Annotated in this window: 10 protein-coding genes; 8 read left to right on the top strand and 2 right to left on the bottom strand. The window is 64.9% G+C overall.

Annotated elements, in window-relative coordinates:
* The first annotated feature begins 172 nt into the window (after nucleotides 1-172).
* The 7 genes from tssB to tssH all read left to right on the top strand — a co-directional run bounded on the left by tssB (nucleotide 173) and on the right by tssH (nucleotide 9337).
* Entirely contained in the window at nucleotides 173-709 is a 537-nt protein-coding gene (gene tssB, locus ACSQ3M_RS04640; RefSeq protein WP_436148887.1) for a type VI secretion system contractile sheath small subunit, read from the top strand.
* A gap of 11 nt (nucleotides 710-720) precedes the next feature.
* Nucleotides 721-2223 (top strand): type VI secretion system contractile sheath large subunit, encoded by a 1503-nt coding sequence (gene tssC / locus ACSQ3M_RS04635; protein WP_436148886.1) that lies wholly within the window; start codon nucleotides 721-723, stop codon nucleotides 2221-2223.
* A gap of 155 nt (nucleotides 2224-2378) precedes the next feature.
* Nucleotides 2379-2861, top strand: coding sequence for an Hcp family type VI secretion system effector (locus ACSQ3M_RS04630; RefSeq protein ID WP_436148885.1), 483 nt, complete (start codon nucleotides 2379-2381; stop codon nucleotides 2859-2861).
* Between the two features lie 166 nt (nucleotides 2862-3027).
* The gene (locus ACSQ3M_RS04625) at nucleotides 3028-3576 is read left to right on the top strand and encodes a type VI secretion system baseplate subunit TssE (RefSeq protein ID WP_436148884.1); all 549 of its coding nucleotides are present in this window, start codon (nucleotides 3028-3030) and stop codon (nucleotides 3574-3576) included.
* A 6-nt stretch (nucleotides 3577-3582) separates the two neighbouring features.
* Nucleotides 3583-5544, top strand: a complete 1962-nt coding sequence (gene tssF / locus ACSQ3M_RS04620) for a type VI secretion system baseplate subunit TssF (RefSeq protein ID WP_436148883.1) — start codon at nucleotides 3583-3585, stop codon at nucleotides 5542-5544.
* A complete protein-coding gene (gene tssG, locus ACSQ3M_RS04615) occupies nucleotides 5541-6629 on the top strand; it encodes a type VI secretion system baseplate subunit TssG (RefSeq protein WP_436148882.1) in 1089 nt (362 codons plus the stop codon). The genes tssF and tssG overlap by 4 nt, the downstream gene beginning before the upstream one ends.
* Before the next feature lie 8 nt (nucleotides 6630-6637).
* A complete protein-coding gene (gene tssH / locus ACSQ3M_RS04610) occupies nucleotides 6638-9337 on the top strand; it encodes a type VI secretion system ATPase TssH (RefSeq protein ID WP_436148881.1) in 2700 nt (899 codons plus the stop codon).
* Nucleotides 9338-9376: 39 nt separating this feature from the next.
* Here the strand turns inward: tssH and ACSQ3M_RS04605 are convergent, their stop codons facing one another.
* A complete protein-coding gene (locus ACSQ3M_RS04605; protein ID WP_436148880.1) occupies nucleotides 9377-10183 on the bottom strand; it encodes a tetratricopeptide repeat protein in 807 nt (268 codons plus the stop codon).
* Nucleotides 10184-10438: 255 nt separating this feature from the next.
* Here ACSQ3M_RS04605 and ACSQ3M_RS04600 point away from each other — a divergent pair, with 255 nt between their 5' ends.
* Nucleotides 10439-11764, top strand: coding sequence for a M23 family metallopeptidase (locus tag ACSQ3M_RS04600; RefSeq protein WP_436148879.1), 1326 nt, complete (start codon nucleotides 10439-10441; stop codon nucleotides 11762-11764).
* A gap of 174 nt (nucleotides 11765-11938) precedes the next feature.
* Here the strand turns inward: ACSQ3M_RS04600 and ACSQ3M_RS04595 are convergent, their stop codons facing one another.
* Nucleotides 11939-12319 (bottom strand): nuclear transport factor 2 family protein, encoded by a 381-nt coding sequence (locus tag ACSQ3M_RS04595; RefSeq protein ID WP_436148878.1) that lies wholly within the window; start codon nucleotides 12317-12319, stop codon nucleotides 11939-11941.
* Nucleotides 12320-12334 lie beyond the last annotated feature (15 nt).

The following is a 12334-nucleotide window of genomic DNA, read 5'->3' as shown; positions in this document are numbered from 1 at the left end:
GACACCGTCATCCATCTGCAAAGTCGGGCTGGCTGAACTCTTCCGCCGCCGATTCGCGCAGTTCGACGAGAACTGTCAAGCGATCGGCAAGTGTGTATGGTATAGCGAGCTGGATCGTTAGCGTGGCGTCGCGCTGTCCTTGCGTGATGCCTCTAGAGGAAGGGGCGCCGACATGGCCGGAGATTCAGGGCAGAGATTCATTCGCCGCAACAGGCCGCCGCGCGTCCACATCACCTATGAAGATCCGTACAATGCGGATCAGAAGATCGAGCTGCCGTTCGTGATGGGCGTCCTCGCCGATCTCTCGGGCAATGCCTCGGAGGTCGAAAAGTCGGATATCGGCGAGCGCAAGTTCCTCGACGTCGACATGGACAATTTCGACCAGCGCATGGCCGCGATCTCTCCCGGCGCTGCTTTCGCCGTGCCGAACAAGCTCGGCGGCGAAGGGGGTGACAAGCTTTCCGTCTCGCTGAAGTTCAAGAAGTTCGACGACTTCAGCCCGGCTGCGATCGCCCGTCAGATTCCAGCGACCGCCAAGCTGCTGGAGGCGCGCGAGCAGCTCGCCAACCTGCTGCGCTACATGGACGGCAAGGTTGCGGCCAGCGACCAGCTCAAGGCTCTGCTGTCAGATCCTAATCTGATGGCGGCGCTGAAGGATCGGCTCGGCGAAAAGCCAGCTGAGGACAACAAGCAGGACGGCAACGGGTAAGCGAGGCGGCCATGGCGGAAGCACAGATTCAACAACCCGGCGCAGCGGCTGGCGAAATCCGCGAGGTCGATGACTTCTCGGCGCTCCTGAAGCAGAGCTTCAAGCCGAAGACCGAACGGGCGGCGAGCGAGGTCGAGAATGCGGTTGCGACCCTGGTCAACCAGGCGCTCGCCGACCAGACACTGATCAAGGGCGACGTACTCGATACGATCGAGGAAATGATCGCCCGGCTCGATGCCAAGCTCAGCGAGCAGATGAACGAGGTGCTGCACGCACCGGAGTTCCAGAAGCTCGAGAGTGCCTGGCGCGGCCTCAACTACCTCGTCTTCAACTCCGAGACCGACTCGCAGCTGAAGATCAAGGTGATGAATGTCGGCAAGAGCGAACTTTACCGCAATCTGAAGACCTATCCCGGCGCCCGCTGGGATCAGAGCCCGCTCTTCAAGCAGATTTACGAGCAGGAATTCGGTCAGCTCGGCGGCCAGCCCTTCGGTGCCTTGGTCGGCGACTACCACTTCAGCCACGTCCCGGCTGATGTGCAACTGCTGCGTGATCTCTCGAAGGTCGCCTCCGCCGCCCATGCCCCGCTCTTTACCGGCGCCGATCCGACGCTGATGGGCATGGACTCCTGGACGGAGCTCTCCAATCCGCGTGATCTCGGCAAGGTCTTCGACACGCCGGACTATGCGGCCTGGAAGGGCCTGCGCGACGCAGCCGATTCCCGCTATGTCGGCCTGTGCCTGCCGCGGGTCCTCGCGCGGGTTCCTTACGGGGCGAAGTCGGAACCGGTCGAGGAGTTCGCCTTCGAGGAGGACACCGACGGTCACAAGGGCGAGAAATACGCCTGGATGAACGCTGCCTATGCGATGGCGGTGAACATCAACCGGGCCTTCAAGGAGTATGGCTGGTGCACCCGCATCCGCGGCGTCCAGTCGGGCGGCGAGGTGCTGAACCTGCCGACCCATACCTTCCCGACGGATGATGGTGGCGTCGACTTGAAGTGCCCGACCGAGATCGCGATCAGCGATCGCCGCGAGGCGGAGCTGGCCAAATCCGGCCTGATCCCGCTGATCCATCGCAAGAACACGGACAAGGCCGCGTTCATCGGTGCGCAGTCGCTCTACAAGCCCAAGGCCTTCTTCGGGCCTGACGGCGTCGCGGCGACCGCCTCCGACAACCTGTCCTCGCGTCTGCCCTACTTGTTCGCCGTGTCGCGCTTTGCGCATTATCTGAAGTGCATGGTGCGCGACAAGGTCGGCTCCTACAAGGAGCGCGAACCCCTGCGTCGCTGGCTGCAGGAGTGGATCACCGAGTATGTCGACGGCGATCCGCTGAACTCCAGCGAGGAGACGAAGGCGCGCAAGCCCCTGTCCGAGGCGCGCATCGACGTCTTCGAGGACGAGGAGAACCCCGGCTATTACTCGGCCAAGTTCTACCTCCGGCCGCATTTCCAGCTCGAGGGCATGGATATCGGCTTGAGCCTCGTCTCGCGCCTGCCGGCGCCCAAGGCCTGAGACCCGGGCGCGCCTTCAGCGCGCAGGACCCCCAGGACGATAGTTGGCCCTGCGCATGACGCGCAGGGAGAGTGGCGACGCATGGGGGGAGCTCTCCAGGCGACGCGAGTTCTATGCCCAAATTACCCTGAAACAGCCAACCATTGGAGAGCACCATGGCCAGCGACTTTCTCTTAGAGATCGACGGCGTCAAGGGCGAAAGCCAGGATTCCAAGCACAAGGAGACGATCGAGATCGAATCGTTCTCCTGGGGCGTCAGCAACTCCGGCACGCATGCCGCCGGACACGGCGGCGGCGCCGGCAAGGCGAGCTTCCAGGACCTGCACTGCACGGCCAATGTCAACAAGGCCTCGCCCGTGCTGATGCTGAAATGCGCCACCGGCGACCACATCAAGAAGGCCGTGCTCTTCGTCCGCAAGCAGGGCAAGGAGCAGCAGGAGTTCTACAAGGTCACGCTCGAGGACCTGCTGGTGTCGAGCTATCAGTCGGGCGACTCGACCGGCGGAAACCCGACGCCGACCGACCAGTTCTCCTTGAACTTCTCCAAGATCAAGTTCGAGTACAAGGTCCAGAGCAAGGACGGCTCGCTCGGCGCGACTTCGACCGGAACCTGGAACCTCAAGGAAAACAAGGAGTAAGATGCTGCTGTGGCCGGGCTCGCTCCAGCGGGCTCGGTCCGGGCGGCATGCGGCGGCGCATCTTTCGGCATCGCCCATCTAGTCTAGCTGCGAACGGACTCCCCGCGAGCGCGGTAGCGATCGCCGGGAGTCCATCCTTTGAGTGATGACTCGCGGGAACATGCCGATGCTCGATCCCAAGGCGAAGAACCGGCTGCGTCCCCCGCTGATGTTCGCCTTCCGCGAGGCGCATCGCAGTAAGGACGCGAAGGTCCATCTCGACTTGCGCGACGCAGGCGGCGAGCGGGTCGTGGCTGGTCGCCGCGCGGCGCCACGGGCCGCGATTACCGAGAGCAAGCTGCGCCAGGAAATCGCCATCGACCTCGAAGCCCTGGTCAACACGATCAACTTCGGCTCATCGGTCGATCTTTCGCAGCTCGAGTACGTCCGCCGCTCGGTGCTCAACCACGGTTTCCCGGATGTCCAGAACAAGTCGATCGACGAATACCGGATCGGCTCGATCAAGGACGAGCTCGCGCAGGTCCTGCTTGCCTATGAGCCGCGGCTGCTCAAGCAGTCGATCCTGGTCGAGCGCGACGAGAGCCTCGACAAGGCGGAGCTGAAAATCCGCTTCATCGTCCGCGCCGATCTGAACTGCGAGCCGCTCAACATTCCGGTACAGTTTGTTGCCGATGTCGAGCTCGACACCGGCAAGATCGCGATCAAGAATCGATAGCGCCTCATGAACCAGGAATTCCTCGACTTCTACAATCGCGAACTCCGGCTCTTCACCGAGCATACGAAGGAATTCGCCGAGGAGTATCCAGGGATCGCGGAACGGCTCGGCGGGCTGGTCGGCGAGCGCATGGACCCGATGGTCGGTGGTCTGCTCGAGGGCGCTGCCTTCCTCGCCGCGCGGGTCCAGCTCAAGCTCAAGCACGAGTTCCCGGAGTTCACCAATAATCTCCTGGAACAGCTCATCCCGAACTACCTGGCGCCGACCCCATCGGCGCTTCTCGCCGGAATGGCGCCAATCTACGGCGATCCGGCCCTGCGCGACGGTGTCGAGGTGCCCCGCGGCTCCTATCTCGATGCAACTTACGTCGAGCGCGACCGCCGGGTCGCCTGCCGCTATCGGCTGGGCTCGGCGGTGACGCTCTGGCCGTTCGACGTGGCCTCTGCCGAGTACATCGCGGCGCCAGGGCCGCTGCAGGCGCTGGGGCTTCCGGTCGACGGGCGGGTGCTCTCGGGCCTGCGCCTGTCGCTGACGCACCGCGTTGCCGCCGATCCAGCGGAGGAGCCGTCGCCGGAGGAGGCCAAGAAGCTACCGGCGAGCTGGTTTGCCGGCTGCAAGACCCGCGAACTCACAGTGCATTTGCTCGGCACGGAGGCGGACGCGATCGCACTCTACGAGCAGATCTTTGGTGACTGCCTCGGCGTCTATTTCCGTTATCTCGACGAGTTCGGCGATCCCGTCGTGCTGTCGGCGGCGGAGTGCGGGGTCGAACAGATCGGCTTCGATGAGGACGACGCGCTGCTGCCGGCCGATACGCGGATCTTCCGCGGGTTCGACCTGCTGCGCGAGCAGTTCTGGTTTCCGCGCAAGTTTCTCGGCTTCAGGCTGACCGGCCTCGACAAGGTGATGTCGCGCCTCAAGGCCAAGACGGTCGACGTGATCTTCGTCTTCGACGAGGTCAATACGCGCCTGCCGGCCGCAGTGCAGCGCCAGATGTTCGCCCTCTATGCCGCGCCGGCGGTGAACCTGTTCGAGAAGACCACCGACCGCATCCCGGTGCGCAAGAACGAGCACGAATACCATGTCGTGCCCGATCGCAGCCGCATGCTCGATTATGAGCCGCATTCGATCCTCGAGGTCTATGCGCATTACACCGGGGGACGCGACAAGCAGCCCGTCCATCCGCTCTATTCCTCGCCGGAGGGCGCCTCGCCGACACAGGGCCTGCTCTATACGCACCGGCGCCTGCCGCGCCGTCGCTCGACCGGCGAACGGCGCGAGGGCAGGGCGTCCGACTATACCGGCACCGAGATCTTCATCTCGCTCTACGAGCCGGCGACAGTCTCCGATGCTGCTTCCGTCGCCGAGCTCAGCGTTCGGGCGCTCTGCTCCAACCGCCACCTCACCGAGCATCTTCCGACCGGCACCGGTGGGGCCGATTTCCGCCTGATCGACAATGTCGTGCTCGACGTGACATGTCTGGCTGGCCCGACGCCGCCGCGCGAGCCGATCGTTTCGCAGCTCAGGCTGCGTTCCGAGATGGCGAGCACGGGCGTGGTGGCCTGGCGGCTGATCAATATGCTCAGCCTCAATCATCTCGGCCTCGTCCAGCGCGGCGCCGGTGAGAATGCCGAGGCACTGCGCGAGATGCTCTCGCTCTTCGCCGACCTTGCCGATAGCGCCACCGAGCGCCGCATCCGCGGCATCAAGAGCGTCGACAGCCGCCCGGTGATCCGGCGCTTCCCGCAGCGGGCCGGAACGGGCGCCGCCCGCGGGCTCGAGATCACGGTTCTGCTCGACGAGAAGGCCTTCGAGGGTAGTGGCGTCTTCCTGCTCGGCGCCGTGCTCGATCGCTTCTTCGCGGAATACGCGGCGATGAACCACTTTACCCAGACCGTGATCCGCACGGTCGAGCGCGGCGAGGTGATGCGCGGTCCGCCGCGCGCCGGTACGAGGCGCATCCTGTGAACAAGATCGCGCCACCCCTCCCGGAGCCGGCCGCGCTCGACGTGCTGCGCGTCGAGGCGCCTTTCGTCGAAGGGTTGCAGGCCGAGCCCTGGCGCCATGATTTCTATGCGGTCCTGCGCCGGATCGAGCGCAGCTTCCCGGAGCGCGAGCGTATCGGCGACGTTGCGGCGCGGCGCGACGAGTATGTCGCGCTCGGCGAGCAGCCCTATATGGATTTCCCGGCCTCGACCTTCGCCGAGGTCGATCGCGATCTGCAGGGTCGGCTGCGGCTCTTCGTCAAATTCCTCGGCCTGCTCGGGCCGCAAGGCGCATTGCCGTTGGCGACGACCGAGGAGAGCTATCACTGGCAGCTCGTGCGCGACGACGCCTTCCCGCGATTCCTCGACATCTTCAACAACCGCTTCCTGCAGCTGTTCTACCGGGCCTGGGCCGATTCACGGCCGATCGCCCAGCATGACCGGCCCGACAAGGACCGCTTCGTCGCCTATGTCGGCAGCATGGTCGGGCTGGGCTCGAAGCCGTATCAGAACCTCGACAGCATCCCCGATCCGGAAAAGCTCGCCCATGCCGGGCTCGCCGGCGCGCAGGCCAAGTCGGCCTCGCGTCTGCGCAGCTTGCTCGCCGGCCTTTTCGACATCGAGGTCGAGGTCGAGCAGTTCGTCGGCATGCGCCTGGTCTTCGATCCGGAGGATCGGACCAAGCTCGGCCGCGGCCAGTGCAGCCTCGGCAGCAACGTCCTGCTCGGTGCCAGCGTCTACAGCGTCGAGGACAAATTCCGGGTCAAGCTCGTCGCGCGCGACCTCGAGCAGTTCAATCGCTTCCTGCCGAATGGTGATCGCTGCGAGCCTTTGGCCGATGCGGTCTTCTTCTATATCGGCGAGCAGTTCGAATGGGATGTCGAGCTCGCTTTGCCAGTTGGCAAGGTTAGGCCGATGCAGCTCGGCCGCTTCGGCGCGCTCGGCTGGTCGAGCTGGGTTTCGCCGAACTGGAACGTTCCGGACGGCAGCTTGCGCCGGGACGCCCGTTTCCATCCCGCCGAACGCATGCGGCTGAAGCGCAGCCAACAGCAACAGACAAAGCGATAGGGGCAGCCATGGCCGATATCAGTCTCGAAGCCGTCACCGGCAAACTCAACCGCGTTGGCTATGAGGCCTTCATCCAGGCGCTGCGCCAGGCCAAGGGCGCGGGTAACCGCAATGTCGAGCTGGCGCATTGGCTCGCCCAGATCCTGCAGCGGCGCTCGACCGATATCGGACTGACCGCGCAGCATTACGGCCTCGACATGGCTCGGCTCGCCACCGATATCGGCGGCGTCATCGAGGGTTTCCGTAAGAACGAGACCGAGATGCCCGGCGTCGCCAACAACGTCGTCGACGTGCTCGATCGCGGCTGGCACTACGCCACGCTGTTCTTCGGCGAGACGCAGATCAGGACCGGCCACGTCCTGGTCGCCGCGCTTAAATCGCTGGAGCTCAAGCGGGCGCTGACCGCGATCTCGAAGGAGTTCGGCAAGATCCCGGTCGAGGAGCTCGCCGCCGGCCACACCAAGATCTGGAAGGACTCCGAAGAGGAGAACTTGCGGCCGATGGATGGCTCGGGCCTGCGTGCCGCCGGCACGCCCGGCGCTGAGCAGGCCGAAGGCGCTAAGGGCACGACCGCGCTCGACCGCTTCTCGCAGGACCTCACCGAGAAGGCGCGCTCGGGGACGATGGATCCGATCCTCGGCCGCGACGACGAGATCCGCCAGGTCATCGACGTGCTGATGCGCCGGCGCCAGAACAACCCGATCCTCACCGGCGAGGCCGGCGTCGGCAAGACCGCGATCGCCGAAGGTTTCGCCCAGCGTATCGTCGCCGGCGACGTGCCGCCGCCTTTGCGCGGGGTCAAGGTCTGTACCCTCGATATCGGCCTGATGCAGGCCGGCGCCTCGATGAAAGGCGAGTTCGAGCAACGCCTGCGCTCGGTGATCGACGAGGTCCAGTCCTCGCCGACGCCGGTGATCCTGTTCATCGACGAGGCGCACACGCTGATCGGCGCCGGCGGGGCTGCCGGCACGGGCGATGCCGCCAACCTGCTCAAGCCGGCGCTCGCGCGCGGTACGCTGCGGACGATCGCGGCGACGACCTGGTCGGAATACCGCCAGTATTTCGAGAAGGACCCGGCCCTGACCCGGCGTTTCCAGCCGGTGCAGGTCGACGAGCCCGATGTGGCGCGCTGCTGCACCATGCTGCGCGGCCTGATCGGGCCGATGGAGAAGCATCACAAGGTCCGCATCTCCGACGCCGCCATCGTCGCCGCCGTCCAGCTCTCCTCTCGCTACATCCCGGCTCGCCAGCTGCCCGACAAGGCGGTGAGCCTGCTCGACACTGCCTGCGCCCGCGTCGCGATCAGCCAGACCGCGACGCCCGCCGCGATCGAGGACGCCCGCGTCGCGATTTCGGCGCTGGAGAAGGAAAAGTTGGCGCTGATCGCCGACAAGGATCTCGGCGACGCCACCGATGAGCGCCTCGGCAAGATCGAGGAGGAGAGCGCCGAGCTCAAGGCGAAGCTCGAGGCACTCGAAGCCGATTGGGCTTCCGAGCTCGCGCTTGTCGAGGAGATCACGCTGCTGCGCGGCAAGCTCGGCGAGAAGCCGGCCGGAGAAACGCCCGCGGCCGATGGTGAAGCGCCGGCCGAGACCGCTCCGGCCGAAGCGCCAGTCGATCCGGAAGCGACGCGCGCCAGCTTGAAGGACAAGTTCACCACGCTCGGCGCCATCGATCCGGCCAACCGGATGATCTACGCCCATGTCGACGAGCAGTCGGTCGCCTCGGTCGTCTCTGATTGGACCGGGATTCCGGTCGGCCGTATGGTCAAGGACGAGATCGAAACCGTGCTCAACCTTGCCGCGACGCTGAACAAGCGCGTCGTCGGGCAGGGGCATGGCATCGGCATGATCGCCAAGCGCATCGAGACCAACCGCGCCAAGCTCGACAATCCGAACAAGCCGATCGGCGTGTTCATGCTCTGCGGCCCATCCGGCGTCGGCAAGACGGAGACGGCGCTGGCGCTGGCGGAATCGCTCTATGGCGGCGAGCAGAACGTCATCACCATCAATATGAGCGAGTTCCAGGAAGCTCATACCGTCTCGACGCTGAAGGGCGCGCCTCCCGGCTATGTCGGCTATGGCGAGGGCGGCAGGTTGACCGAGGCCGTGCGCCGCAAGCCCTATTCGGTGGTCCTGCTCGACGAGGTCGAGAAGGCCCATCCCGACGTCCACGAGCTGTTCTTCCAGGTCTTCGACAAGGGCCAGATGGAGGACGGCACCGGTCGGCGCATCGACTTCAAGAACACGCTGATCATCCTGACCTCGAATGTCGGCACCGACGAGATCATGCGGATGGCCGGCGACGAGAGCAGCCGTCCTGACGTCGAGGAACTGGCGGTCGCGCTGCGGCCGGCACTACTGAAGGTCTTCCCGCCGGCGCTGATCGGCCGCCTGGTGACGATCCCGTATTATCCGCTCTCGGGCGAGATGCTGGGCGGCATCGTGCGCCTCCAGCTCGGCCGCATCGGCAAGCGCCTGCGCGACAACCACAACGCCGCCTTCGTCTATGACGACGCCGTCGTCGAGCACATCGTCGCCCAGTGCAACGACCCGGATTCGGGCGGGCGCATGATCGACAACATCATCACCAATTCGATGCTGCCGGCGCTGTCGCGCAGCATCCTCAACCTGCAGCTGGAGAAGAAGCCGTTGATGGAGGCGAAGGTCACGGTCGAGGACGGTGCGTTCCATTACGCCTGCAACTGAGCGGAAAAGCCGGGCGATGCCTGATGACATAATGGGCGGTCATCTGTCCGGCTTCATCGCGGCGTCATCGATCGCCTCCATCGCCTTGACCGTCAGGTTGTCTCGCGCCCACGCCGCGGTTTTGGTGTTGGGAAAGACCTTGATCAAGTCGCGAAGCTGCCTGACTGCCGCTTCATACTGGCCCTTGTAGATGTAGTTGTTCTTGATGCGGTACATGTAGGCGTCGGCGGCACGTTCTTGGGCGGCAACGTCCCAAGTTCTGGTATTCTCGTCCTGCAGCATGAATTTGCCGTTGGGCAGGACCGTGACGGTCCGACCCTCATAGCCCCAGTTCAACGCGCTGACGGCCTGCGCATTAACCGCGGCCGTGGTTGGCACGTTGAAAAGCGAGGCGATCCGCCTCAGAAGCCATAGGCCGTAACCATTGGCATCCCCAGTGAAGGTTCCGGGAATGAGATCGTCGATACTCACGCTGGCGGGATCAGCGCCGGGCCGCAACACGCTGGTCTCGCTGGCAAGGCCGCAACCATGCAATTCGAGCCGCGCCAGGGGTGCCCAGAGCTTGCTTTTCGGAATGTCGCCATAGGTCTGCGAGCATTTGTCGTAGTTTCTCAGATGCGGAAAGTAGAAAGTGCCGCTGTTTCCGTGCGCAACGATGCGCATGACCTTGATTTGGTCGCCCTTGGCCACGTTGCGAACAGCTGCGACAATCTGGGCCGCCGTAGAAGTCTCGTAAGCGCCGACCGCGCCAGTCGGCAGACGATCCGGGGACGGCGGATTCTGCTTGTAGAGTTTGACGAACCCCACATCCGTCATGTCGTAAAGATGAATCGCGACATTTCCCACGACGGCTCTCCCGGTCGATATGGCCGCTGCACACGAAACACTACCTTAGCCGCGGATCCCGCGCGCCACATCCTTCGTTTGGCGGAGGCGATGTTGGCGTCGCGATGATAAAGATGATGCTTACCGCAGTTGCTCGGGCCGTCATCCGACCACTGTTGCAGCCGTCGCGATCAAGCAGCTTATGCGCTATGATGAGTGACCAAAACAGCATTGCCGGGAAGCTTACGGGGTCATGACGAAGTTGGAGCGGCGGTCATGCAACCGGTTCGTCTGAAGCGGCGCGGCGACGAGGCTGCCACTGCCGCCACCTCGTCGACTGGGCTCGGGCCCGGCCTGCCGCGGCCTCGCGGCTCCGGCGGCCAATCCAGGGGGCGGGGCGGATTGTTGCCCTGGTCACTGGCGATACTGGCGATCATCGGCGCCAGCGTCACCGGCTATCTGCTCTATGAGGAGAAGGGCCGCGTCGCCTCCCTGCAGCAGGAACAGGCGATCCTGCAGAGCAGCTATGACGAGAAGGAGAAGGCGCTGAAACGCCGCCTCGTCAGCGCGATCGTCGCCTCCGGCAGTTCGCCCGGCCTACCGGCGCAGCCGGGCCAACCTACCGGGACTGGAAGGGCGCAGGACCAGCTCACCGACCTGATCACCCGGCAGATCGAGCTCGAGGCGCGGCAGGCCCTGCTCGGCGCGCTCACCGGCCAGGCGGTCGGCCCGATTCTGCCGCAGGGCGGCGCGCAGGCGCCGGGTGGCAACCAGTTCGCCGATGGTCAGAACGTTCTCGACCGCGTCAATCCAGCCGTGCTGGCGCAGCAGCGCCGGCTGGTCTCCGCAACTGTCAGGGCGAGCGAGACGATGACGCTCGACCAGCGCATCACTGTGCTCGGCCAGTCGCTCGACCGGGTGCAGGCCGGCCAGAGCCAGCAGCTCTCGGGGCTCGGCCGCCAGCTCGTCGGGCGCGTGCAGGAGGTGAGGGCGGCGCTCGCCGAGGTCGGGCTCGACCCTGCCAAGGTCAAGCTGCCGCCGGGCCGCCCCGGCATGGGCGGGCCGCTCGTGCCGATGACGGTCGCGCTGAAGCCCGGCACCTTCGAGCATGCGCTGATGCAATTGGGAGAAGCGCGCTCGGTCTTCGGCCGTTGGCGTGATCTTGCGAGCATCGTGCCGTTCCAGCGCCCGCTCGAAGGCGACGACAGCACGACCAGCAATTTCGGGCCGCGCTCCGATCCATTCACCGGCGGCACGGCGATGCATGCCGGCATGGATTTTCGTGGTGAGACCGGCACGCCGGTGCGTGCGCCGGGAGCGGGAAAGGTGCTGCGCGCCGAAGTCGCCGGCGGTTACGGCAACCTCATCGAACTCGACCATGGCAATGGCCTCACCACGCGCTACGGCCACCTCTCGGCTTTCGACGTCAAAGAAGGACAGCTCGTCGCCGCTGGGCAGATCATCGGCCGCGTCGGCTCGACGGGCCGCTCGACCGGCCCGCATCTCCACTACGAGACACGCCTGTCGGACGAGGCCCGCAATCCGCTGAAATTCATCCAGCTCGGTGACAAGCTCGCGGTCGGGCCGAGCGGCCTGCGCTGACAGCTGCCAAGTTTCTCCTCAGCCCTCATCCTGAGGAGCCGCGCAGCGGCGTCTCGAAGGATGATTCAGGAGACTCTGGAACCAGCTGGAACATCCTTCGAGACGCGCTCCTGCTGAGCGCTCCTCAGGATGAGGGCTTTGAGCTTCAAACGGGCTGTACCGCTCTGCGCGAACCTATCCGACGACCTGCCAGGCGCTTCCCGTATCGTAGAAGAAGCGCTCTTCGGCGATGCGGTCGCCCTGCCAGCGCTGGAAGGCGATTTCTTCCAGGCGACGGGTGACGCCGGTCTTGTCGGTTGCATCAAAAATCCAACGGACGACGACATGATCGCCGTCGACGAGCACCGCGACGGGCGGGTGCGTGTGCATCTTGTCCAGCCTCGCCAAGGCCCGCGCCTCATGCGCCATCAGCGCCTCACGGCCGCGGCGCGGCTCGTTGGCGTTCTCCTGCATCGTCGCATCGTCGGTGTAGAAGTCGCGGATTGCGCCGACATGATCGCCGCTGACGACGGCGGCAACGAAGGCATCCACTCTGGCGCGCTCAGGCATAGTCATCTCCATCTCGTCAGA

The sequence above is a fragment of the Allobosea sp. LjRoot90 genome (genome assembly GCF_964254315.1).
GTDB lineage: Bacteria > Pseudomonadota > Alphaproteobacteria > Rhizobiales > Beijerinckiaceae > Allobosea.
Note: the sequence above shows the minus strand (reverse complement) of the source record. Positions and strands in the feature narration are given on the sequence as shown.

What these genes read in the sequence shown, in the direction of transcription:
- tssF (WP_436148883.1), top strand. Translation starts at nt 3,583, where the DNA reads ATGAACCAGGAATTCCTCGACTTCTACAATCGCGAACTCCGGCTCTTC.
- ACSQ3M_RS04630 (WP_436148885.1), top strand. Translation starts at nt 2,379, where the DNA reads ATGGCCAGCGACTTTCTCTTAGAGATCGACGGCGTCAAGGGCGAAAGC.
- ACSQ3M_RS04600 (WP_436148879.1), top strand. Translation starts at nt 10,439, where the DNA reads ATGCAACCGGTTCGTCTGAAGCGGCGCGGCGACGAGGCTGCCACTGCC.
- tssH (WP_436148881.1), top strand. Translation starts at nt 6,638, where the DNA reads ATGGCCGATATCAGTCTCGAAGCCGTCACCGGCAAACTCAACCGCGTT.
- tssB (WP_436148887.1), top strand. Translation starts at nt 173, where the DNA reads ATGGCCGGAGATTCAGGGCAGAGATTCATTCGCCGCAACAGGCCGCCG.
- ACSQ3M_RS04595 (WP_436148878.1), bottom strand. Translation starts at nt 12,319, where the DNA reads ATGACTATGCCTGAGCGCGCCAGAGTGGATGCCTTCGTTGCCGCCGTC.
- ACSQ3M_RS04625 (WP_436148884.1), top strand. Translation starts at nt 3,028, where the DNA reads ATGCTCGATCCCAAGGCGAAGAACCGGCTGCGTCCCCCGCTGATGTTC.
- tssC (WP_436148886.1), top strand. Translation starts at nt 721, where the DNA reads ATGGCGGAAGCACAGATTCAACAACCCGGCGCAGCGGCTGGCGAAATC.